General features: G+C 58.9%; 20 protein-coding genes. 5 read left to right on the forward strand and 15 right to left on the reverse strand.

The window, feature by feature from the left end; translation table 11 throughout:
• The first annotated feature begins 73 nt into the window (after positions 1–73).
• The 3 genes from AAIL67_RS01925 to AAIL67_RS01935 all read left to right on the forward strand — a co-directional run bounded on the left by AAIL67_RS01925 (position 74) and on the right by AAIL67_RS01935 (position 3866).
• Positions 74–994 carry a GGDEF domain-containing protein gene (locus AAIL67_RS01925; RefSeq protein ID WP_343483271.1) on the forward strand — a complete coding sequence of 307 codons (921 nt, stop codon included), beginning with the start codon at positions 74–76 and terminating at the stop codon, positions 992–994.
• 555 nt (positions 995–1549) lie between these two features.
• Complete coding sequence (locus tag AAIL67_RS01930) at positions 1550–2623, forward strand: linear amide C-N hydrolase (protein WP_034394203.1); 1074 nt, start codon at positions 1550–1552, stop codon at positions 2621–2623.
• Between the two features lie 277 nt (positions 2624–2900).
• Complete coding sequence (locus AAIL67_RS01935) at positions 2901–3866, forward strand: 3-oxoacyl-ACP reductase family protein (protein WP_238585703.1); 966 nt, start codon at positions 2901–2903, stop codon at positions 3864–3866.
• A gap of 1179 nt (positions 3867–5045) precedes the next feature.
• Here the strand turns inward: AAIL67_RS01935 and AAIL67_RS01940 are convergent.
• From AAIL67_RS01940 to hemN, 5 genes are all read right to left on the reverse strand, one after another.
• Positions 5046–6296: a LuxR C-terminal-related transcriptional regulator gene (locus tag AAIL67_RS01940; protein WP_343483272.1), complete on the reverse strand. Its 1251-nt coding sequence runs from the start codon at positions 6294–6296 to the stop codon at positions 5046–5048.
• A gap of 182 nt (positions 6297–6478) precedes the next feature.
• Entirely contained in the window at positions 6479–8968 is a 2490-nt protein-coding gene (locus tag AAIL67_RS01945; protein WP_343483273.1) for an EAL domain-containing protein, read from the reverse strand.
• A complete protein-coding gene (locus tag AAIL67_RS01950) occupies positions 8965–10209 on the reverse strand; it encodes an HD-GYP domain-containing protein (protein ID WP_224650531.1) in 1245 nt (414 codons plus the stop codon). Before AAIL67_RS01950 ends, AAIL67_RS01945 begins: the two co-directional genes overlap by 4 nt.
• Positions 10210–10319: 110 nt before the next feature.
• On the reverse strand, positions 10320–11033 hold the full coding sequence (locus AAIL67_RS01955; protein ID WP_034351810.1) for a sulfite exporter TauE/SafE family protein: 714 nt from the start codon (positions 11031–11033) through the stop codon (positions 10320–10322).
• A gap of 3 nt (positions 11034–11036) precedes the next feature.
• Positions 11037–12419 carry an oxygen-independent coproporphyrinogen III oxidase gene (gene hemN, locus AAIL67_RS01960; RefSeq protein ID WP_034394190.1) on the reverse strand — a complete coding sequence of 461 codons (1383 nt, stop codon included), beginning with the start codon at positions 12417–12419 and terminating at the stop codon, positions 11037–11039.
• A gap of 268 nt (positions 12420–12687) precedes the next feature.
• Here hemN and fnr point away from each other — a divergent pair, with 268 nt between their 5' ends.
• Positions 12688–13410, forward strand: coding sequence for a fumarate/nitrate reduction transcriptional regulator Fnr (gene fnr, locus AAIL67_RS01965; protein ID WP_034369963.1), 723 nt, complete (start codon positions 12688–12690; stop codon positions 13408–13410).
• A 63-nt stretch (positions 13411–13473) separates the two neighbouring features.
• Here the strand turns inward: fnr and AAIL67_RS01970 are convergent, their stop codons facing one another.
• From AAIL67_RS01970 to AAIL67_RS02010, 9 genes are all read right to left on the reverse strand, one after another.
• The gene (locus AAIL67_RS01970) at positions 13474–13737 is read right to left on the reverse strand and encodes a hypothetical protein (protein ID WP_003063120.1); all 264 of its coding nucleotides are present in this window, start codon (positions 13735–13737) and stop codon (positions 13474–13476) included.
• 257 nt (positions 13738–13994) lie between these two features.
• Positions 13995–14300, reverse strand: a complete 306-nt coding sequence (locus AAIL67_RS01975; RefSeq protein WP_003063123.1) for a FixH family protein — start codon at positions 14298–14300, stop codon at positions 13995–13997.
• Between the two features lie 126 nt (positions 14301–14426).
• Complete coding sequence (gene ccoG, locus AAIL67_RS01980; RefSeq protein ID WP_034394184.1) at positions 14427–15869, reverse strand: cytochrome c oxidase accessory protein CcoG; 1443 nt, start codon at positions 15867–15869, stop codon at positions 14427–14429.
• Positions 15870–15951: 82 nt separating this feature from the next.
• The gene (gene ccoP / locus AAIL67_RS01985) at positions 15952–16863 is read right to left on the reverse strand and encodes a cytochrome-c oxidase, cbb3-type subunit III (RefSeq protein ID WP_003063126.1); all 912 of its coding nucleotides are present in this window, start codon (positions 16861–16863) and stop codon (positions 15952–15954) included.
• Between the two features lie 27 nt (positions 16864–16890).
• Positions 16891–17028, reverse strand: a complete 138-nt coding sequence (locus AAIL67_RS01990; RefSeq protein WP_003063128.1) for a CcoQ/FixQ family Cbb3-type cytochrome c oxidase assembly chaperone — start codon at positions 17026–17028, stop codon at positions 16891–16893.
• Between the two features lie 17 nt (positions 17029–17045).
• Complete coding sequence (gene ccoO / locus AAIL67_RS01995) at positions 17046–17678, reverse strand: cytochrome-c oxidase, cbb3-type subunit II (RefSeq protein WP_003063130.1); 633 nt, start codon at positions 17676–17678, stop codon at positions 17046–17048.
• Between the two features lie 19 nt (positions 17679–17697).
• Complete coding sequence (gene ccoN, locus AAIL67_RS02000; RefSeq protein ID WP_034351806.1) at positions 17698–19134, reverse strand: cytochrome-c oxidase, cbb3-type subunit I; 1437 nt, start codon at positions 19132–19134, stop codon at positions 17698–17700.
• A 63-nt stretch (positions 19135–19197) separates the two neighbouring features.
• Complete coding sequence (ccoS, locus tag AAIL67_RS02005; RefSeq protein ID WP_003056328.1) at positions 19198–19335, reverse strand: cbb3-type cytochrome oxidase assembly protein CcoS; 138 nt, start codon at positions 19333–19335, stop codon at positions 19198–19200.
• Positions 19335–21716, reverse strand: a complete 2382-nt coding sequence (locus AAIL67_RS02010; RefSeq protein ID WP_343483361.1) for a cation-translocating P-type ATPase — start codon at positions 21714–21716, stop codon at positions 19335–19337. The genes ccoS and AAIL67_RS02010 overlap by 1 nt, the downstream gene beginning before the upstream one ends.
• Before the next feature lie 188 nt (positions 21717–21904).
• Here AAIL67_RS02010 and AAIL67_RS02015 point away from each other — a divergent pair, with 188 nt between their 5' ends.
• Positions 21905–22348 (forward strand): universal stress protein, encoded by a 444-nt coding sequence (locus tag AAIL67_RS02015; protein ID WP_003080460.1) that lies wholly within the window; start codon positions 21905–21907, stop codon positions 22346–22348.
• A 334-nt stretch (positions 22349–22682) separates the two neighbouring features.
• Here AAIL67_RS02015 and AAIL67_RS02020 read toward each other — a convergent pair whose 3' ends face one another.
• Positions 22683–24236 (reverse strand): malonyl-CoA synthase, encoded by a 1554-nt coding sequence (locus AAIL67_RS02020; RefSeq protein ID WP_343483279.1) that lies wholly within the window; start codon positions 24234–24236, stop codon positions 22683–22685.
• Positions 24237–24350: the final 114 nt, after the last annotated feature.

A 24350-nucleotide genomic window follows, 5' to 3' on the forward strand; every position in this document is an offset into this window, starting at 1 on the left:
TCTCGGCCACTGCTGGGCAGGCTACGTGCCGTTGCATGCAGTGCTGCTGTATGGGCTCTGGATAGGTGCAGGGATGGCCTTCATCACCTGGGCCTACGCCAGTGGCTGGAGCCAGACTCAGAGTGACCCTGGCTTGTTCTTCTGGCACCAACTGGTCTCGGTTACAGGGGTGCTGGGCTTGCTTGTCGCAGCGCCTCAGGTTGCGTTCCAGGCACTGGTTATGCTTCTGGTCTTCAGTACCGACGGCTTTCTTGCGCCGCGGCGTACAAGTTTCTGGATGACCTGGAGCTGCACGCTCATTGCAATTGCGCTGGCTGTTTACTGGGTAGGGCCACAGATGCGCATGACCACCGACACCCTCATCGGGCGGTTCCTCACTGTCGGCGTCATGCTCGGAGCAGTCGTCCGATGCAGCGTGCTGGTCACCTACTTTCGTGGCATGCAATATCGACTCAGTGCGAGTAATGAAAAACTGGCCATCGCGCTGAAGCAGATTGAAAACTTGGTGCGCAACGATGACTTGACGGGAATGGAAAACCGCCGAGGGGTCATGGATCGACTGCAACAATGTATTCATGCGGCTCAACGCAGAGACGCCCCGTTTTGCATCGCAATGCTTGACATTGACTTCTTCAAACAGGTCAATGACCGTTACGGTCATGAAGGAGGAGATCAAGTACTTCGAGCCTTTGGACAACTTCTGTCCTCGCAGATTCGTGCAGCCGATTGCGCTGGTCGTTACGGCGGAGAAGAATTTCTTCTGGTGCTCTGTGACACACAACTGGCCCAGGCAGGAGTGCTGCTTGAGAGAATTCGCGAAAGCACAGAAGCACTCCCGTGGACACAGTTAGTGCACAAAGATCTGCGAGTGACATGTACGTTGGGTGCGACTCAGTATCGACAGGGAGAAACCGCAGAAGCCCTCATCTCGCGCGCTGATGCTGCTATGTATCGAGGCAAGGCCGCTGGACGCAATCGCGTAGTTCTCGCGTAGATCAAACTTTCGCTAGCCAAGACCCTGAGCCGTCAGATCACTTCCTTGTGAGTGATCATTCCCGCCCACTGCCCACCGCTATCAAGCACATTGCACTTCTTGATGCGGTCATGGACGCCGAGAGCCTTCACGATCGCAGCTTTCCTTGATACAGGAGGCGCCATTGCCAGGGACAAGCCTTCGCGCCTGACTACCGATCCGATTGAGGCGAAGGGATGCGAAGGCCGCAATGCTCTTGCATTCTTTCCGAGCAGCGCCAGCATCACCGGCGCCAAGGCCGCGCCCGGAGATAAAACGTGCCATGCGCACAGCCGTTTTCAACATCCACTTATCGAGCCCTTCCTGCCATGCAGCGGAATTTTGTGCTTGGAAAAGCACATGCACCCGACGCTCATGAATCGCCACTGCCTTGCTGGACTTATTGCAAGAGCAGGTACTGAGGCAGTTTGAATGTTTATGGCCTGGCATCTACGTCGCTGGAGCTCGATCAATATCTCACTACCGATGCATGTGGCATGCTTGGCACCATTCACATTTTTTAACCGTGGAGGCTCAATGAAGATGAATATGCCGTGTATCCGCCCTCGTGTGGCAGCCTTGCTGCTTGGAGTTTCAGGTCTAGCAGCCATGTCCAGTTCCTGGGCATGCACACGGCTGGTATTTCACGGAGCCAACGGCCAAGTGATCACTGCACGATCCATGGACTGGAAGAGTGACATCGTCAGCAACCTCTGGGTACTGCCGCGAGGCATGCAGCGCACTGGCGAAACCGGCCCCAATACTGTGCGCTGGACGTCCAAGTACGGCAGCGTCATCACTTCAGGCTATGACATTTCCACTACCGACGGGGTCAACGAAGCCGGTCTGAATGCCAACCTTCTATGGCTCGTCGAGTCGCAATACCCTGCATTTGGCACCAATAGCAAGCCAGGCCTATCGATTGCCGCCTGGGCTCAATATGTACTGGACAACTTTGCGACAGTGCAGCAGGCAGTAGCCGCGCTAAGTAAGGAACCATTCACCCTCGTATCCGACACCATGCCCGGTGAAAACCGGCTGACAACCGTACACCTTTCAATCTCCGACGCCAGCGGCGATAGCGCGATCGTGGAATACATCGCGGGCAAGCAAGTCATTCATCATGGTCGCCAATACCAGGTCATGACAAACTCGCCAACCTTCGACCAGCAACTGGCGCTCAATGCATACTGGAAACAGATTGGAGGCACCACAATGCTGCCTGGCACCAACCGTGCAGCAGACCGCTTCGCCCGCGCTTCGTTCTACGTGAACGCAATACCCAAGGATCAAAGCCCGAACAAGGCGCTCGCCAGCGTGTTCAGTGTGATTCGCAATGCCTCTGTTCCTTATGGCCTGAATACGCCGGAGGAGCCCAATATTTCCTCCACACGCTGGCGCACCGTGTTTGATCACGAGCGCAAGCTGTATTTCTTTGAGTCGGCACTGACACCCAACACCTTCTGGGTAGACCTGAAGGCACTGGACTTCAGCAAGGAAAAAGGCAAGGTCATGAAGATCGATCTGGGACCGGACCAGAATCACACTTATTCAGGGGATGCCACTGGCCAATTCAAGGCATCCGAGCCGTTTAAATTTCAAGGCATCTGATCATTTCTCAGCCAATGATTCTGCCCTGATACAAACCCGCACCGTGCGGGTTTTTCTTTCTGGAGCGCGATGTATCAGCCAATGCTGGCGGTCCGCCAACCCTGCCTCCGAGTTGCCACTGTCCTACCGCAAAAAGGCGTACCGACCTTATCCACATGCACTCAGCGCACCCCAAAAGACCCCTGACTGACAAGCAAGCAGGAACCCTTCAATGGGCGCGTATCCCTAGTCTCATCAGACGATTTTCCTCAACTCCACCACTTCAAGAATCTGGCTGATGAGTTGCTCGATCTTCAACCGCTGCATCGTCCTTGATGCGCAGATTGGAGTGCAGGAGCATCAAGCCAGACCGAAGAATCTTGATTCGCCTGAATGTTCAGGGTCCCTATCGCAAGGAAGTGGCATGTCGTATACGTTGACTGGTTTTGAAGGCAAAGTGGCCGTGGTCACCGGTGCAGGCCGGATGCGCAGCATCGGTCGCCCCATTGCACTGGCATTGGCGCAAGCGGGTTGTGATGTTGTCCTGACGGGCACGGGCCGCGCCCCCGACACCTATCCGGAAGATGAACGCAAAGCGCATTGGCGAGATATCGAATCGGTGGCGGATGAAATCCGTCAGCTCGGGCGCCGCGCCCTGCCTGTGGTTTCCGATGTCAGCAATCCAGAGTCCATCGACGCATTGCTTGCACGCACGATTGCAGAATGGGGACGTGTGGATTTTCTGATCAACAACGCGGGTGCAACCCGCGGCGACGACCGCATCCCGGTGACGGAGCTATCCATCGATACATGGCATCGGGTGATGAATGTCAACCTGAACGGAACCTTCTATATGTCTCGTGCGTTCGCAAAACATATGGGGGCACAGGGAGAAGGCGGCGCCATCATCAATATCTCGTCGCTGGCAGCGCAGCTGCTGGCACCCGATACTGGCGCCTACGCCACCACCAAGGTGGCCATCAATGGCCTGACCACCATCATGGCGCGAGAGCTTGGCCCCAAGAAGATTCGCGTGAATGTCGTGGCTCCAGGCATCGTGGAAACAAGTCGCCTGGATGATGTGCCTCGCGGCAAAGTGTGGGACGACATGATCGCCGGCTACATCTCTCTGGGTCGAGCAGGTACCGGCGAAGATATCGCCCACTTGGTCGCATTCCTTTGCAGCGACCAAGGCGAATGGATCACCGGTCAGAACATCTACGTCGACGGCGGCCATCTGCCAACGCCACGACGCCCAACATGAATTAACTGCACTCCAACCGTGAGTCGCATGAGTGGGCTCTGACAAGCCACCTCAAGCAACAAACAGGCTCGCCATCGCGCGAGCTTTTTGCTTCCAGAAACGCCATGCGCACTGCACCATCAAGCAAGCCCCATACTCTCTACAGCCGCTTCGTAAGATACAAAGCGGGCCGCTGCAGCCGCCAAGGCCGAATGGCTTGACGTCCAGATTCAGGAAGCAAGAAAGGTTGCCGCCCGACTCCTTCATGAGCACAGAGAGCCTGGCACAAGACCCGCATCACTCTATCGAGCTTGAATATCACCGACGCGAATGACGACAGGCCCCTGACCTTGATCGTGCTTTGTCGCAGCCAGCCCATGAATTGCTTGCCAATGGGCTCTGTATGCCGCCAAGTTCTGCCCCGCTCCAGCAAGTTCCTTGGCTCTCGTCAGGCGCTCAAGCGCATCGCCACTGATAGCTGCTGATCGAGCCTCACCATTGGTCCTGTACTCAAACACAACCCTGCGCGGGCTCATTTCATACGTTGCGCTGGCATCCATTCGATCCATACATGCCTCACTGAATTAATCAGCCATAGTTTAACCATAGCTATCCGCTATGTGGCTTTTACTTTCTGGAGTCCTGCCCTCAACACTCAATCTGGTAAGCGCTGCGGCAGCTGCCATTCATCAATCTCCTCCAGCTTTCAAGAAGGCCAGGGACAAGCGCCGCCCTGCAACCCCTGCCCGTCGCGTGCTTTTATCATTCGAGGAGCCGAAATGGAAAGCAAGATCTCCGACCATGCCGCAACGCATTGCAAACAACTGCCACCCTGTTCCCCTGCATACAGCCTGCGCAGGAAACTCAGCCGACAGTGCTCGATGCTCTCGCCTCTGCAGCAAGCGTACTAAGCGACTAACAGAAAGGCTGCGACCGGCATTCGACAGTTCCAGACGTCGGTGGCGTGCTGACCTTTGCATTCCAAGCTGATTTCAACCTTGCAGGCTGCGTCTTCGCAGTGATAGTGCCGACCTTTAAGGCATGAGCCCCATCAGTGAATGAGGGCTTCAAGCGTCATGACTGCAAATCCCACAACCACGAGGCAATGACAGAGCAAGCCCCATGCTTGCAACAGCTTCCAACCAGGCACAAGAAACCGCCCGCAATACGGGCCTTTTTTGCCTGTTTCCCAGGCTGGAATCAATGATTGCCCAGCCAGGCCACGCTGTTGAGAAAGAGTCGCACCAGCTCAGTCTGACGACGAACCCCGGTCTTGGAGAAGATGGAGCGCAAATGGGCGCGGGCGGTATTGGGTTTGATACCCAGCGCCTCAGCCGCCTCCTCCAAAGACATGCCGTTGCTCAGATGCGTGGCCACTGCTGTCTCTGCAGGAGTCAGATGGAAAAGCTGTTGTGTGAGCTTGACGGGCGGCTCTGCCTTGCCCGTCGTATCGCGCAGAAAAACCGCTACGCTGGGACGCTGCTTGCCTTCGGTCCATTCGTCGGGAGAGATGCTTTGGACCACCACGCCCCAGTTGAGTTGACCGGACTGGCGGGTGATGGACATGCCCTCGGTCATGGAGACGCTCTCCAGCTTGGGAGAGAGCAAGGCATCGCGGATCAGGCGCTGCAGCCGGCGATTGTCATTGGCATAGACGGCCTCAAGCGCACCGTTGTTGACCCTTACTCCATCGCCCACGTTCAGAATGGTGGTGGCCGCTGGGTTGGCCTCTATCATTTTCCCCGTCTGATCGAGAATGACCACGCCCATCATCAGCTGCGCGGTGGCACGCCCGTATAGCGATATGACCTGCCGGTCACGATGCAGATTCAGCTGCATGTTCAACACCCGCTTGAGGTGCGGCACCAACATGCGCACCACGTCCAGATGTCTTGACTCAAATGCTCCCGCCGCCGCTGGCCGCGTGATACGCCAGCCATAGGAGCAGCCGTTATCGGTCATGACATCCACGGCCAGAATGTGCTCGATGTCCACCCCCTTGCACCAGTCGGTGTAGTAGCGGCAGGAATGCCATTCGGCCTCCGTCATCACGTCCGACAGGGTGAGCACCTTGTCCTTGACGATACCGAGAAACGGACTCCATTGCGCATAAGGATCGTAAGGAATGACTTCGGAGCGACCGCCCGTTGCTGAAATTACCCAGCCCACATTCTCACCATGAGGGTCTCGCACCACGAGCGAGGCGTAGTTGCCATTGGCACTTGAGCGCAGCAGTTCAAGAAATACTTTCCAGTTCTGCGGATCCATGGCTGACTCGTACAGCGCAGTAATCAGTTGACTCAAGGCTTCGGTACTGATGACCGAAGGCTGTTCCGGCGAAGAAGCTGCCTCAGGCTCCGCCGCATACCGAACGGGAAAGCCGACGACGGCCTCAAGAGCGTCCGAGCGATAGTTGTAGAAATCAAAAGTTGCGTAATCGCTTTTGGGCATTTGCTGTCTCAAAAAATCCGGCCCATCAAATACCGCACAGTTACTCAACTCTGCGCGCGTTCTTCATTGATGCACGCACCCGGAAGTCGGCCCAAGAAATGCCTTGATTTTGCTAAGTCCTCAGAAACTGCGCATCGTCAAATCAGACGATAGGAAACCTAGCAAAAAAGCATGCCCTCCGACTATTGCAGACCTGCAATATGAATACCGCCGGCATCGTCATCCGACGAATACGGCTGAGCTCTCGGCTCCTGCTCGGATGCACCCTGCTCCAAGCGCTTTCGGAATTGCTCCGCAGGCAAGGCTGGCGAGCACAGATAGCCCTGAAAGTAGTCACCCTGTAACTGCTCAATTGCCTGGCATTGCTCCTGCGTTTCCACTCCTTCTGCCACAAGTTCCACACCCAATGCCTGCCCCATGCTGATGATGGCGCCCACAATGGCCTTGTCTCCCGCATCGTGCGGCAGGCCGCGCACAAAACTCTGGTCGATCTTGATCTTGGAGATCGGCAGTTTTTTCAAATAAGCCAAGCTCGAATAACCGGTACCGAAGTCGTCAATGACCAGACCCACGCCCAGCTCTGCGATCTGGTGCACGCGCAAAGCCATTTCCTGCGCTTCCTGCAGCAAAATGCTCTCGGTCAGTTCCAGCTCCAGCCACTGTGCCGGCAAGCCGCTGGCTTCCAGCACATATTTGAGGCGATCCACAAAGTCCGGCTGCCTGAACTCCAGCGCGGAGACATTCACCGATACCTTGACAGGCATGTCCATAGCCAGCCAGCGCGCCGCCTCTTGTACTGATTGCTCCAGCACCCAGGCATCCAGCGCAACCACATAGCCGGACTCCTCCGCCAAGGGAATGAAGGCTGCAGGAGAAATCACCCCCAGCTCGGGGTCCGTCCATCGAAGCAAGGCCTCTGCCGCCACAATGCGACCCGAACGGATATGTACCTGTGGCTGAAAGTGCACGGCCATATGCCCCTTGTCCAGCGCCTGGCGCATGGCATGCTCCAGCTTCATGCGCGAGAGCAGACCCGCACTCATTTGCGGCTGGTAGAAACTGAAATTGCCGCGTCCACGCTCCTTGACACGATACATGGCGATATCGGCCTGACGAATCAGCTCGTCCAGCGTCAAACCATCCGCCGGAAATTGCGCAGCCCCAATGCTGCACTGAACGGAAAAGCCCAGGCCGTCAAGCATGAAGGGCTGGCGCATTTCGTCCAGAATACGGGCAGCCACGGCCGAAGCCCCTTCCCCCGTGCAATCATGCAGATAGAGAACAAATTCGTCCCCGCCCTGACGGCACAGCACATCCGCAGGGCGCAGCAGTCCGCTCAGCCGCTGAGCAACCAGCTTGAGCACCCGGTCGCCGAAGTCATGGCCCAATGAATCGTTGATGATCTTGAAACGATCCAGATCCAGAAACAGAATGCTGAAGGGCTGCTGTGTGAAGCGCGCAGCAGTGATTGCGGCTTGCACGTGACGGCTCAAACTCAGGCGATTGGGCAGCCCTGTCAACGCATCACTGTAAGCCAGCTGCTCAATCTGCTTTTGGGCACTGCGCTGCATGGTCATGTCGCGCATAAAGCCAATGCTTTGTACCAGACGCCCATAGCCGTCACGCAATGCCACCCAGGACAGCCAGACCGCGCAGCGCTGACCTTCACTCTGCTTGAGCCAAAGATTGCCCTCCCAGAAGCTGCCCACATCCCAGCGCGCAGCGGCCAGCTCCAGCAGGTCGGACACAGGCCCTCCCTCGGACTCGAACAGAGTCCAGGCAGCGAGCCCCAGCACCGCCTTGCCATGCAGCAACTGCCCGCCAGCCGGGTTGACCTGAACGATGACACCATTGGCATCGGCAATGAAGATACCGTCCAGGCTGGACTCGAACACTCTTGCAGCCAGACGTAGTTCTGTCGCCGAGCTGGATTCCACCGTGATGTCTCGATAGGAGTAGATACGCCCTATCGCCACACCGCGACTGAGCTGAGGCACGGAGCGGCGCTCCAGAACCCTGCCACTGAGCAGCTGCAGTACCTCCGAGGTTTCAGGAGCCGACAGGTCCTGCGCATCCTGCAGAAGAGTGAACTGACTCTCGCTGCTGATGGTCTGCGCTTCCAGATGGGAAAAGACGGCCGCATCATCTCGCTGCACGAGCAGTGGTTCGGGTAGTTGCCACAGCTCCGCAAAACGGTGATTGAATGCCCGAATGCCGCCGCGCAGATCACAGACCAGCATGCCATCTGCAGCGGACTCAAGCGTCGCCCGCAACTCTGCAAGCAGCATGTCCAGTTCGCTCTCGTGCCGCAACTGCTCGCTGCGGTCGAGCATGGTGAGCATCAACCAGCGTGGATTCAGGGCGATGGAGCCCACCCCCATCTCCACAGCTGTCAATGAACCATTGGCTGTACAGATTTCCGTGAGAAATTTCGCCCCGCCCACCCAGTTTGAGGCATCCTGCCAGAACGCCTTTTGCACCAGGGAGGCGCACAGCACATCGACATACTGCTCCTGCGCCTGCTCGGGCGTGTAGCCCGTGAGCTGCATACTGGCTGCATTGGCATGCACGACACGCAATGTCTGCGCATCCAGCAGCCAGACCGCCTCCTGCAAACCATCGAGCATGGAGGCAAGCAGAGGGTCAATCAGAAAACTCTGCTGCAAAGTCACGCGAGGTCTTTCTCGGCAGCAGGTGCTGCAGAACTGTCAAAAAAGTAGCAAAGACGCCTTTGCGGCTGTAAAGCTTCTAACGCATTTCGAGAAAGCTGATTTCGCGTCAAGCCCCGGCGAATACCCAAACCCACATATTCAAGCAAATCTACGAACCGCAGCTTCTGCGGCGCCTGCATGTCATAGGTCAGCACCTTCGGCTTGAGCGACTGGCTGGTGTTGACAGACACCACCACGCCCATCCGCCCATCGCTTAGTTCCACCAAAGAGCCCGGTGGATAGACCCCCAAGGTCTGCACGAATGCCTTGAGCACATCGGGCGCATATCGCTGGCGATACTGTCCGTACAGTGCAGCCATGGCTTCATGAGGCGTCATTTCGTTGCCTTGCAGTGGCAGATTGCACAAGCGCTCAAAATTATTGACCAGCGCCAGGATCTGTCCGGCAATGTCCATATCTTCGGCCAGCAAGCCAAGTGGAAAGCCTGACCCATCGGCCCATTCATGATGCTGGGCGATGGCCGTCGTGACGGAAGGAGGATAGCCCATGGATAGAGCCAATGCCACCGACTCTCCGACATGACGCGCATACACGGTCTCTCGCAGAGGCGTGCGGCCCGTGCCCTGATTCAGTGCATTGGCCGATGCGGAAATCTCAAGCCCCGGCTTGCCGATGTCATGCAATAGGGCCGCCGTGCCCAGATCCTTCAATACGTCATCGCACAGGCCCAGCGTCTTACCCAGCAACAGGCTCAGCACGGAGACATTGACACCATGTACGCCAAAGGTGGCGCCCCCCGTATCCGCGAGCAGATGCAAACTCAGATCACGAGCCTGCGCCAGTTTGACGACTTGCTGTGCAACCAGCATATCCGTCGTTGTCCGCGCCTTCTCGGGGTTGACAGGCAACAAGGCCTGCACGTCATCAAATACGGAAACCGCGCCCAGAAACCTGGACTGCACGCCCAAAATACTGTTACGCCAGGCATGCGCATCGTTCTCGGGGGGGGCAGGAGCGGGTTGAGGGTCTGCTGTCGGAGGCGCTGCCGCTTCCTCCAGATCGCTTCTCGATAGATCGACCTGAACTGCCTTGAGCTTCAGGGTCCTGAGTGTCTGCAACTGCTCGTCATTGACAATCTTGAAGCTGCTGACGGGAAACGGATGGCGCAACCAGCCGGTCTCCAGATGGACATACATGCCGATACGCAGTTGTCCGATATCAATAGCAACGAAACGATTCACTTTGGGCGCTACACACAAGATGAGACATTATTCCGCAGTTCCATGACTGCTCAAGCATGACTAGGGTCTGTTGGGATGCAAACAGCGTCAACAACCCCCTCTTGTGTGACTTATCGGCACCAAAGACTGGGTTTGTAGACCAGGTCCATCCACAAAGCCCAACTCGCAACGCCAATCAGCATCAGACCTGCAACTCTGGTGCCCCACCTGGCCCGCAATGCATTGACATGCGACTGCCCCAGTTGCCACAGCCAGGGCCCCGCCAGCAACCACAGTGCACCACCAACGGCAAAGGCAGCCATAGACAAAGCACCTTGCCAGGCGCCGCCACTCAAGGCCGCCACCAACACCGCCGAATACAGCAAACCACAAGGCATCAGTGCCCAGGCAAAGCCCGCTGCCAGACTGCCGCCCGGCGCGGTGACCCAGGGCTGAACCCTGGCCCAGACGGAACGCCCCGCCCTCTCCAGCCAGGCTGGCTGCCGCGCCTGCACCACCATGGCCAACCCCCAGGCCATGACCGCCACATGCATCAGCGTCCAAAGTCTCTGCAATGCCGTTGTCTGACTGGTCAGCCAGGCCAGACTTTCCATGGCCACGGCCGCGATCCCGCCCAGCAGGGCATAGGCAGCGATGCGCCCCAGATGAAACAGGCTGGTACGCAGCCATTGGCGTTTTTGCAGGCCGAGCACGACAACTGGCTGCCCGCCGCCGACAGGCTTCGCTGCTGTGACCACACTGCAGGGGGCAGCGCACATCACAAGACAATGGGGCCCACCCACGAGCCCCATGATCAAAGCAGTCCAGACCAGCGAAAACAACATGCGCTAGATGATGCGCGAAAAGCGGGCGCGGTTCCGGTCAGCCTGCAAATATCGGTCAAACAGCATGGCTACTCCGCGCACAAAAAACCAGCCCAGGCCAGTGACCTTGAAGCCCTCGACGGACAGCTCGACCAAGCCATTGCGCTGCATCTCTGCCAGCGCATCCAGCTCCGCAGCGAAGTACTCGCGGAAATTGATAAGCCAGGCCTGCTCCATGGGCTCATACAGGACGGAGCCCTGGCACATGATGGACATGATGACGGCTCTGCGCACCAGATCGTCACGCGAAAGCGCCAGTCCGCGCTGCACGGGCAGCATGCCTCCATCGACGGCATCGTAGTACTCTTCAAGAGTCTTGACGTTCTGGCTGTAGGTCGCACCCACCTTGCCGATAGCCGATACGCCCAGTGCAATCAGATCGCAATCAGGCTGGGTGCTGTAGCCCTGAAAGTTGCGATGCAGGCGCCCCTGGCGCTTGGCAATGGCCAGAGAGTCGTCAGGCAGCGCAAAGTGGTCCATGCCTACATAGACATAGCCGCCATCCATGAATGCATCAATTGCGCCGGAGAGCATGTTCAGCTTGTCCTGCCCCACAGGCAGGTCTGCCGATTCGATGCGCCTTTGCGGCTTGAAGCGCTCGGGCAGATGCGCATAGGCATACAGTGCAATGCGATCGGGGCGCAGCTCATTGACCTGTGCCAGCGTGCGCGCAAAAGACTCGGGCGTCTGTCTGGGCAGCCCGTAGATCAGGTCCACATTGATGGAGACAAAGCCCAGGCGGCGTGCCTCGGCCACCAACGAAAAGACTTGCTCGGCGGGCTGCTCGCGATGCACCGCTTTCTGCACCGCGGGATCAAAGTCCTGCACGCCAAAGCTCAGGCGATTGAACCCCATGTCCTTGAGAGCTCTCAGCCGCTCGTTGCTGACGGTGCGCGGATCGACCTCGATGGAGTACTCGCCCGCGGGATCCAGCTTGAAATGTTCACGCATCAAAACCATCAGCTGCTGCAACTCGGCATCGCTGAAAAAGGTCGGTGTGCCTCCGCCCAGATGCAGCTGGCTTACGAGCTGACCTTTGCCGCAATGCTCGGTATGCATGGCCAGCTCGCGGCTCAGGTAGTCCAGATACTCGGCAGCCTTCTCGTGATGCTTGGTCACGATCTTGTTGCAGGCGCAGTAATAGCAAAGCGACTCACAGAACGGCACATGCACATAAACGGACAGGGGCAAAGCACGCGAGCCAGAATGCGTCTTGCGCTGCTTGAGTGCCAGTATGTAGTCGTCTGCACCAAAAGCCTCAACAAAACGGTCGGCTGTTGGGAACGATGTGTAGCGTGGGCCGGGGATATCAAAGCGGCTCAGCAACTCAGGCGTGACTGCGGTCATAACTGGGAGTTAGGGTGCGCCCACACTCTGTATAGAGCAGATTTCAATGGAAATCAGATCCTGAAAATCATGCCCAAAATAGGCAAAAGCGCATGTTTTTGAACGAATACAGGCAATGTGCCCCAAGGCAATCACCCTGTCCTTGATGAAAATCAAGAGACCTCAAGGCAAGTGCTGCGACAATTTGATCCATCTCATCTTCAACCACGAGGTCAATGACCAGCGCGACTCTCCACTCTGTGTCTGTCTGCGCCGTTGCAAAAAGCCCATGAATCTTCAGACCATCAAAGCATCCTGCTCCAACTGCAATCTGCGTGAACTGTGCATGCCCATGGGCCTGGACGATGAACAAATGGAGCGCATTGACGAGATTGTGGCCACGCGCCGCAAGGTCAAGCGCGGCGGGCTGCTGTTTCGCAATGGCGAAGAGTTCACCTCTCTGTATGCCATTCGAACCGGCTTCTTCAAGACCAGCGTGGCCACCGAAGACGGACGCGATCAGGTCACAGGCTTTCAGATGGCTGGCGAAATCATTGGTCTGGACGGCATCGTCAACGACCACCACACTTGTGATGCCGTGGCCCTGGAAGATGCCGAGGTCTGTGTCATGCCGTTTGACAAACTGGAGCAGCTCTCGCGCGAGGTCACGGCCCTGCAAAACCATGTGCACAAGGTCATGAGCCGCGAAATCGTGCGTGAGCATGGCGTGATGCTGCTGCTGGGCAGCATGCGTGCCGAAGAGCGCCTGGCGGCCTTTGTGTTGAACCTGGTCCAGCGCCTGTCGGCACGCGGCTTTTCCAAGTCGGAACTGGTGCTGCGCATGACGCGCGAAGAAATCGGCAGTTACCTGGGCCTCAAGCTCGAGACCGTGAGCCGCACCTTCTCCAAATTTGCAGAGGAAGGCATCGTGGAAGTCAAGCAGCGCCACCTGCGCATCCTGGATACCGAGGCGCTCAAACGCATCGTCAACAGCCAGCAATGCCAGAGCTGAACCGATTCGACAGACACTCTCAAGACAAAGCCCGCGGACAGCGGGCTTTTTTATCTGTGCGAATTAATCGGGCAGAGGCTCGGAAACGATGCCGCCATTGAGATCGCTGACGGAGCGCCCCAGCATCACCGTCATCGCACCTCCAATCAGCGTCACGACCCAGAAGGCAAAAAAAGCGACCGTATAGATGGCCTGGCGCGACCAGTCCAGTGGGGAGCCCAGCCAGTGCACATCCAGCGGGTCCACAAAGGCAAAAACCACCATCTCCATGATTGCCGCCGCCAGAAAGGCCGGCCAGACAATCCACATCCAGCGTCGAGCATCCATCCTGATTCTCCTTGGGCTGTGGGCTTGATCATATTTTGCACAACAGTGGTGACCGTTCATGCAGGACTGCGGGCATGCACCGTGGCGGGAAACCCTGAATTACTCTCTTTTCAGTAGCACCCTTCTCAATCCGAATATCAAAAAACCATTTACTTCTACATCAACGTTAGACGGTGCATGCGCAACACGCTCTGATTTTGATATCGGCAACAAAAAAGGCCGCAAAAGCGACCTTGGCGAAGCAAGCGCCGGAGCGCTCAGCGATCCAGCGGATGATCCTTGGCTGGCGTGGCCGCATGATTGCGGCCGGTGACTGCTGGGGCCAGGCTTTTTTCACTTTCGCTCAGGCGCTGGTTGATTTCCATGCCATGGCGGTAGTAGTCGGGGTCAATCACGGGATCGGGCCTGCTCAGTGCGATGTATGCGGTGACAAAGCCGGCAATCACCACGATCACCGGGCCGGCGATGATGAGCCAGACATGGGCAAACTTCCACCAGGGCTTGCCGTCCTCGGGGTGGATGATCTTGGCCGTTTGCGAGACCTTGGCTTGTGCTGCCGACATGATGAAACCTCTTTCCAAAATTCTGACCACCCAGGCACGCATGGCAGGGTGGCATAAATTGTTGCCGATTGGCGGTGCCCTTGTCCGGCCTCCGTGATGGCTCACGAAGACCGGCAAGACCTGGCATTAACGCGGCACCAGGAACACCGTCTTCTCGGAAATACGCCCTGCTCCGGCAGTCACTGCGTCCACATTGAAGTGTACGGGGTGCGAGCCGGGAGTTGCCGAGCCATACGGAATCTGCAGCCGCACCGCAATGCCGCGTGTCTCTGCAGGGCCAACGCTCACTTCCTGCTCGGATGCGACTTCCAGATTCTCCAGGCCTACGGCGCTGATACGGTAGCGCTGCTCGGACTCGGTGGCGTTCATGATCTGCAGACGGTAGACGTTCTCCAGCTTGCCGCCCGCCACGATGCGCGAAAGCGCAGCACGGTCGCGAATCACATCGACCTTGAGCGGCTCGCGCAGCACCAGACTGGCGATCATGGCGGCGCTGAGGGCCACCAGCACGGCCGAGTAGATCAGCACACGCGGGCGGAAAATGCGGCGAATCACCTGCACCTGCTTCCAGGCCTTGGCTACGGCATTCTGAGTGGTCAATCGGATCAGGCCACGCGGATACTCCATCTTGTCCATCACGGAGTTGCAGGCATCGATGCACAGACCGCAGCCAATGCACTCGTACTGCAGTCCTTTGCGGATATCGATACCCACGGGGCAGACCTGAACGCAAAGCTTGCAATCTATGCAGTCCCCCAGGCCCTGTGCCTTGTAGTCAACGTCTTTCTTGCGCGGGCCGCGAGCTTCACCACGTTCGGCGTCGTAGCTGACGATCATGGTGTCCTTGTCGAACATGGCACTCTGAAAGCGTGCATAGGGACACATGTACTTGCAGACCTGCTCGCGCATATAGCCGGCGTTGCCGTAGGTGGCGAAGCCGTAGAACGCCACCCAGAAAATCTGCCAGTTGCCCTGGAAGGCCATCAGCTCCACACCCAACTCACGGATGGGCACGAAGTAGCCGACAAAGGTGAAACCTGTCCAAAGAGACAGAACGATCCAGAGAAACTGCTTGAGCGACTTTTTCCAGATCTTCTCCAAAGTCCAGCCGCTCTTGTCGATACGCATGCGGGCACTGCGATCGCCTTCGACCTTGCTTTCGATCCACATGAAGATCTCGGTGTAGACCGTCTGCGGACAGGAGAAGCCGCACCACAGGCGCCCGGCTACGGCGGTAAACAGGAACAGCCCCAGCGCGCTGATGATCAGCAGCCCCGTCAGATAGATGAAGTCCTGCGGGTACAGCACCAGTCCGAACAGATAGAAGCGCCGGGCCCCCAGATCGAACAGCACCATCTGGCGCTCGCCCCACTGCAGCCAGGGCAGGCCGTAGAAGACGATCTGGGTCAGAAACACCATGGCCCAGCGCCACCGTGAGAACACGCCACTGATTGAGCGTGAGTACACTTTTTGCTCGGAAGCGAACATAGGCACCAGCTCAGGCCCGCCCTCATGAGGCTCAGGCGTGATCGGTATGACTTTTCGGGGCTTCCCCTGATCGCACGGCATCGCAGTTCCTTAATATTTTTGTAATTACTGAAAATTGAAACGCAAAAAAGGCGGTGCCAGGGCACCGCCTTTTCAAAACGCATTACTTCTGGTTTTGCGTATTCGAAAGACTCCAGACATAGGAGGCCAGCACGGCAATTTGAGCCTCCGTCAACTTCTCTTTCTGGGCAGGCATCTCATTGTGCTTGCCGTTGTTGACGATGTTCACGATTGCCGCCTCGCCCCAGCCATGCAGCCAGATGTCGTCGGTCAGGTTGGGCGCTCCCAGCGCGGGGTTGCCCTTGCCGTCCATGCCGTGACAAGCCGCACAGGCCACGAATTTGGACTTGCCTTGCGAAGCCTTGACGGCATCGTGAGGGCTGCCCGACAGGCTCAGCACATAGTGCGCCACATTGCGCACATCTTCCGCCGAGCCCACGGCTGCCGCCATGGGCGGCATCATGCCGATACGGCCGTTGGTGATGGTCTCCCTGATCTTCTCGGGAGATCCGCCATGCAACCAGTCGCCGTCCGCCAGATTCGGGAAGGACTTGCTGCCGCGAGCGTCAGAGCCGTGGCATTGCGCACAGTTGTTCATGAACAGACGCTCGCCAATGGCCATGGCCTGGGGATCCTTGGCCATTTCTTCGGTGGGCATGCTGGTGAACTTGGCATACAGAGGCTCCAGGTCCGCCTTGGCCTTGGCCATTTCCTTGTCGTAGGCGCCGGTCTGGCTCCAGTCCAGCTTGCCGCCGAAGCCGCCCAGACCTGGGTAGACCACAAGATAGCCCAGGCTGAAAACCACGGTGATCACGAACAGACCCATCCACCACTTGGGCATGGGGTTGTTGAGTTCACGCAGGTCTTCGTCCCAGACATGGCCTGTGGTGTTGTCGCCCGAGGGAACGACCTTCTTGCGGGCCACCAGAATCAGCAGCAGCAAGCAGCCAAAGATGCCGATCAGCGTAATCGCCGCGACATACACCGACCAGAAATTGTTAATGAAATCGCTCATGGGATGTTCTCGTTGTGGTGATCAGACTCAGTCTTCCAGGAATGGAACCTGAGCTGCCTCGTCAAAACGGGCCTGGTTGCGGCGGGCATACGCCCACCACCAGATGCCCACGAAACACGCCAGCGATGCCAGCGTGGCCACGATACGCATGGTGGTGATATCCATTTCCAGCCCTTTCTCTCTTACTTGACGGCGCGACCAAGGACCTGCAGATAGGCAATCACTGCCTCCATCTCCGTCTTGTCCTTGACCTCGGCCTGAGCACCGGCGATTTCCGCATCGGTGTACGGCACGCCCACCTTGCGCAGCGCGCTCATGCGCGTTGCCACGGCCGTGTCATCCACCTTGTTGGCTTCCAGCCAGGGGTAAGCAGGCATGTTGGACTCGGGCACCACGTCACGCGGGTTGTTCAGGTGGATGCGATGCCATTCGTCGCTGTACTTGCCGCCCACGCGATGCAGGTCGGGGCCGGTACGCTTGGAGCCCCACTGGAACGGGTGGTCGTAGACGAACTCGCCAGCCACCGAGTAGTGGCCATAGCGCATGGTCTCGGCGCGGAAGGGGCGGATCATCTGCGAGTGGCAGTTGTAGCAACCCTCGCGCAGATAGACGTCGCGCCCCATCAGCTGCAACGGCGTGTAGGGCTTGAGACCCGCCACGGCTTCGGTCGTGGACTTCTGGAAGAACAGCGGCACGATTTCGACCAGGCCGCCAATGGTCAGCACGAACAGCGTCAGCGCGATCAGCAAAAAGTTGCTGGTCTCGATCTTCTCGTGCGAAAAGCTCTTGGGAGCTGCGTTATTTTGATCAGACATTGCTTTTGCTCCTCAATGCTCAGGCGTGAGCCACCACGGCAGGCACTGCCACCTTGACGGAACGGCCGGCCATTGCGGTCTTCCAGGTGTTCCATGCCATCACCAGCATGCCGCCCAGATACAGCAGACCGCCAGTCACGCGAATCACATAGAAGGGATAGGTCGCCTTCACGCTTTCCACGAAGGTGTAGGTCAGCGTGCCGTCGGGGTTGACAGCGCGCCACATCAGGCCCTGCATCACACCGGCAATCCACATTGCGGCGATGTACAGCACGATGCCGATGGTCGCCATCCAGAAGTGCAGCTCGATCGCGGGCACGGAGTGCATCTTCTCGCGGCCGAACAGACGAGGGATCAGGTAGTACAGAGAGCCCATGGTGATCAGACCCACCCAGCCCAGAGCGCCGGAGTGCACGTGGCCCACGGTCCAATCGGTGTAGTGGCTCAGCGCGTTCACGGTCTTGATGGCCATCATCGGGCCTTCGAAGGTGGACATGCCGTAGAACGACAGGGACACGATCAGGAAGCGCAGGATGGGATCGTCGCGCAGCTTGTGCCAGGCACCCGACAGCGTCATGATGCCGTTGATCATGCCGCCCCAGCTGGGAGCCAGCAGGATCAGCGAGAACACCATGCCCACGGACTGAGTCCAGTCAGGCAAAGCGGTGTAGTGCAGGTGGTGAGGACCCGCCCACATGTACGTGAAGATCAGCGCCCAGAAGTGCACGATCGACAGGCGATACGAATACACGGGACGGCCCGCCTGCTTGGGGATGAAGTAATACATCATGCCCAGGAAGCCGGCGGTCAGGAAGAAGCCCACGGCGTTGTGCCCGTACCACCACTGAACCATCGCATCCTGCACGCCGGCGTAAGCCGAGTAGCTCTTCATCCAGCCGGCGGGGATGGAAATATTGTTGACGATGTGCAGCAGGGCCACGGCCAGAATGAAAGCACCGAAGAACCAGTTGGCCACATAGATGTGCTTGACCTTGCGGATGCCGATAGTGCCGAAGAACACGATGGCATAGGACACCCAGGTCACGGCAATCAGCAAGTCCAGAGGCCATTCCAGCTCGGCGTATTCCTTGCCCTGGGTGTAACCCAGAGGCAGGCTGATGGCCGCGCCGACGATAACCAGTTGCCAGGCCCAGAAGGTCAGGCTGGCCAGCTTGGGCATGAACAGCTTGGTCTGGCAGGTGCGTTGCACCACGTAGTAGCTGGTCGCGAACAGCGCCGAGCCACCAAAAGCGAAGATCACGGCATTGGTATGCAGCGGACGCAGACGTCCGTAGCTCAGCCATGGAATGCCGAAGTTGAGTTCCGGCCAGGCCAGCTGGGACGCGATAAACACGCCCACCGCCATACCTACCACCCCCCATACCACGGCCATGATAGAGAACTGTCTTACGACGGTGTCGTCGTAATAGACAGCATTGTTATTTGTTGCTTCCATCGGGCACCTCTTAGATATCTTGCAAAGTGTTCATTGGTTTCTGGTCGGGCTCGTTGAGCCACATCAATCGTCGCGAAGAATGCGCTCGCCTTCTTGTTCCACGCTCTCGAACTGGCCCCGGTACACGGCCCACCACAGGGCAGCCACAATGGCCATGACCAGAACAACCGACAGCGGAATCAATACATACAAAATGTCCATCAATGGCCTCCTTGAGTCAGTGGCATGACGGTGCCCCGCGGCGCAAGGTGCGCGGGGGCGGACGCGTTGCTATCTACAGCCTGCAGCGGCAACGCACGTGCAAGACGGGCTGCGTTGGCGACGACCAGCAAGGAGCTCAGCGCCATGCCGAGCCCTGCCAGCCAGGCAGGCATCCAGCCCACGAGGGCCAGAGGAATAGAGATCGCGTTATAGGCTGCTGCCCAGCCCAGGTTCTGGCGCACCACGGACAGGGTCCGTCGGGCCAGCAACAGGCTTTGCAACACTAACTCCAGGCTGTCTCCCAGTACCACGAAGTCTGCTTGCGATTGTGCCAGCGGCACTGCTTTACCAAAAGCAAAAGAGACATGCGCTCCGGCTAAAACTGGGCCGTCATTCAGGCCATCGCCGACCATGGCAACCTTATGCCCTGCCGCCTGTGCCGCCTGCATGGTGGCCAGCTTGTCCTGCGGTTTGCAGTCGCCCTGCGCCTGCTCTATGCCCAGCTTGGCGGCCACGGTTTGCACCGCTGCAGAGCGGTCACCCGAGAGCAGTTGCACCGTCACGCCTTGCAGCCTGAGGTTGGCAATGACCTGGGCCGCTTCAGGGCGCACATCCTCGCTCAGATGGAACTGTGCCAGGGGCAGCCAGCCACCTTGCGATTCCTCGGCCAGCACCACGCTCTGCCCTGGCTCATGCGGAGCCAACTCGGGCACGCCGCAATGCGCGGCCGAGCCCAGACGAAGATGGCGGCGCAAGGCGGTATTGCTGCGCGCCTGCACCCAGACATCGAGGCCGCTGCCAGCGATTTCCTGGACGGAATCCAGCAGCCATGCGCTGGCAGGCAGTTCGGCCACCTCGGCCGCCTGCGCCAGTGCCTTGGAAGCGGGATGCATGGACTGGCGCGCCAGCAAGGCGGCCAGCGCCAGCAGCTCATCAGTGTTTTGACCTTCAGCAGGTGTCAGCGCGCGCAGCACCAGGCCGTCGCGCGTCAGCGTTCCGGTCTTGTCGAACACCAGCGTATCCACGGCGGCCAGCGCCTCCAGCCCCTGCAGATTGCGCACCAGCACGCCGCTGCGCGCCAGGGTGCCGGCCGCCGTCAGCATGGCCACGGGCGTGGCCAGAGAAAGCGCACAGGGGCAGGTGACAATGAGCACGGCCACGGCCACCATCATGGCCTTGCCCGGGTCGGTGGGCCACCACCAGATGGCGGCAGCCAGCGCCGCCAGCAGCACCACAACGAGAAAAGGCCGGGCCACCTTGTCGGCCAACTGGGCCAGGGCTGGCTTTTGCAGCGAAGCGCTTTCCATCAGATTCACGATCTGCGCAAAGCGGGTGCCCTCACCCACGCTGTCCACTCTCACATCGACAACACTGTCCAGGTTGTAGCTGCCGGCGGTGACTGCATCGCCTTGTGCGCGCAAAACAGGCGTGGACTCGCCAGTCAGAAGCGCCTCATCGGCATGGGTGGTGCCGCGCATAATCCGGCCGTCTGCGGGGAAAGCCTCGCCCGTGAGCACACGCACCACATCACCCACACGCAGGCGGCGCGTGGCCACACGCTCGAACTCTCCCGAGTCGGGCTGCTGACGCAGCACCGAATCCGGCAGCCGGTTCATCACGGCTTCCAGTGCACCGGCCGTGCGGTCGCGCAGGCGCAGCTCCAGCCAGCGTCCTGTGAGCAGGAAGAAGACAAACATGGTCAGCGAGTCGAAGAAGACTTCCTGACCGAAGGGACCGGAGGGATCAAAAGTGCCCAGCGTGCTGATGACAAAGGTGATCAACATGCCCAGGGCCACGGGCAAGTCCATGCTCACGCGGCGCTGGGTGATGTCCTTGAGCGCGCTCTTGAAGAAGGGCCCGCAGCAAAACAGCACCACGGGCAGAGAAATCACCCAGGATGCCCAGCGCAGCAAGGTCTCCATCTCCAGCGACAGGTCGCCGGGCCGCGCCGTGTAGGCTGGCCATGCATACATCATCACTTGCATCATGCACAGGCCGGCCACCAGCCAGCGCCACAGGGCACGGCGCGTCTCGGCCTGGCGCAGTTCGCGCGCAAACGCGTCGCGCGCGGGCAAGGCGCGATAGCCGGCACGCGATACGGCCTCCATCCATTGCGATGGAAGCACCTGGGCAGGACGCCACTCGACACGGGCTCGGCGCGTTGCGGCACTGACTTCGGCTGCCTGCACTCCGGGGACAGCCCGAAGCGCCTCCTCGATGGTCAGCGCACATGCAGCACAGTGCATGCCCTCCAGAACCACAAAGGAATCCCACACCGGGGACTCGGTTGCGTTCTCGGAGATTGGGGCCTTGGAGCTCTGGCCGGCGGGGCGACCAAACGAGCTCCATTCTTGCGGATCGTCCAGCAGATGACTGTGCATCTGGGACAAGTTCAGGAAACCGGTGTCAGCAACAGCATGCTCTGCCGCGGAAGGCTGGACAGTAGTGTGTTGGGACATGTTTCAAGCGTAACGACGCCAGATGATACCCACCTTGACATTAATCAACCGTTAACTGCCCAATCGACATATGCTTGTATTTACAACGCATGCAACCTAAGGAGAAAGCTATGTACAACCGCATTTTGATTGCTACCGACGGCACCGAACTCTCAGACAAGGCTGTGCATGCAGGCCTGGATCTGGCCGCTCTGTGCGGCGCCAGCGTGATTGCGCTCAAGGTTGTCTCGCACTATCCGCGCAGCTACCTGGAAGGCAGCGACTTGCTGGACATCAAGGAAGCCAAGCGCGTTGAGGAGCAATGGACCAATCAGGCCCAGACCCTGCTGAACGGCGTCAAAGCCTTTGGCCATGAACGCAAGGTCAATGTCACCACCGAAATCGCCCACTCAGACCTGGTGGCCGAGTCGATTGTGGAGATGGCCAAAAAGCATGACTGCGACCTGATCGTCATGGCTTCGCACGGTCGCAAGGGTCTGCAGCGCCTGCTGCTGGGCAGCGAAACCCAGCATGTGCTGACGCACTCACCGGTGCCGGTGCTGGTGCTGCGCTGATCGGATCTCCCTGAGCCGCTTAGCGGCTTCCCTTGAGAGGATGGCATCTGTACTGGGGGACACCCCTGGCCGGGCGCCCCTGGCCGGGCGCCCCTTGCTGGGTTTCCCCCTGATATCCAGTGACACAGGCCGCTCATGGGCCGCCGTTTGCTACTTACAAATTAAAAGCAGCTTGCGTACAAGCTGCTTTATTTTTGGGTCGATTCAATGCTGAATCTGCCTTGCAAGCTGCGCAATCAGCTCACTTTTCAGGAGTCAAGTCAAAAGACAAGCGCCTGAAACGCAGCCAATAATGCAGCCAAAAACCAACGCCTGGCGTCCGCTTCGAACGGGTTCAGGAGAACTCCTGCTGATACTGATCGCGCAGCAGCTTCTTCTGGACCTTGCCCATGGTGTTGCGCGGCAGGCTGTCCACCACATAGCAGCGCTTGGGCACCTTGAAATTGGCCAGCCTGGCTTTGAGCGACTCCAGAATCTTCAGCCCATCCAGTTGCGCGCCCTTGCGCGGCACGATGACGGCAACGCCGACCTCGCCAAAGTCCGGGTGAGGCACGCCCACCAGGGCGCTTTCGTCCACGCCGGGAAGATCGTTGATGAAGCCCTCAACCTCGGCCGGATAGACGTTGTAGCCGCCCGAGATGATCAAGTCTTTGCTGCGCCCCACGATGCTGAAATAGCCGCGCTCGTCCTGCAGGCCCACATCGCCGGTCTTGAACCAGCCGTCGGCCGTGAACTCCTCTGCCGTCTTCTCGGGCATGCGCCAGTAGCCCTTGAAGACATTGGGGCCCTGCACCTCGATATTGCCGATCTCGCCTGCGGGCATGGCCTTGCCGTCATCGCCATGAATGCGCACGCCCACGCCAGGCAGGGGAAAGCCCACGGTTGCGCCGCGACGCTCGGCCTCGTTGCCATAGCGCGCATCTGCCTGATAGGGGTTGGAGGTCAGCATGATGGTCTCGCTCATGCCGTAGCGCTCAAGAATGGTGTGGCCGGTACGCGTCTTCCAGGCACGGAAGGTCTCGATCAGCATGGGAGCCGAGCCCGAGATGAACAGACGCATGTGCGCGGCCATGTCGCGGTCCAGCCTGGCATCGGCCAGCATGCGCACATAAAGGGTTGGCACCCCCATGAAGACGGTCGCATCCTTGAAGCGCGCCATGACGGCCTCGGGCTCGAAGCGGGCAAACCAGATCATGGGACTGCCGTTGAGCAGCGCCCCGTGAATGGCGACAAACAGGCCATGCACATGGAAGATGGGCAGCGCGTGAATCAGCACATCGCCTTCCTGCCAGCCCCAGTACACCTTGAGCATGGCCGCATTGCTCAGCAGATTGCCGTGGCTGAGCATGGCGCCCTTGCTGCGCCCCGTGGTGCCGCTGGTGTAGAGAATCGCCGCCAGATCGTCGGCGCGACGTGGCACGACCTGATGCTCGTCGCTGTGGTGGGCCGCACGCTCCAGCAAGCTGCCCGTGCGATCGGTGCCGAGGGAGTAGACATGGCCCACGCCGTGGTTGAAGGCAATCTTGGACACCCAGCCAAAATAGCCGGGGGCGCACACCACCACGGCCGGCTCGGCATTGGTGATGAAGTACTCCATCTCGGCGCTTTGGTAGGCGGTGTTCAGCGGCAGGAACACATGGCCGCTGCGCAGCGTGGCCAGGTAGAGCATCATGGCTTCAACCGACTTTTCCACCTGCACCGCAATGCGGCTGCCCTCGGGCAGATCCAGCGAGGCCAGCAGATTGGCCATGCGCGCACTGCCCTGCTCCAGATCGGCCCAGGTGTAGTAGAGGCTGGAGCCATCGGGCTCGATGGCCTCCACGGCGATTTTCGTCAGATCCGCAGGAAACGCAGCGCGCAGTGCGCTGAAAAGATTGGCTTGAGGCATGTCGGTCATCGTGATGCTGTCGAACTCGGAAACGGTGAAAGCAAAAGGTCCATGGCCATCATAGGCCCGGCCCTGGCCTGGCCGGTGGCGCCAGGCACTGAAAAAAATCACTTC

The organism is Comamonas sp. A7-5 (assembly GCF_039581385.1).
Classification (GTDB): Bacteria; Pseudomonadota; Gammaproteobacteria; order Burkholderiales; family Burkholderiaceae_C; genus Comamonas; species Comamonas thiooxydans.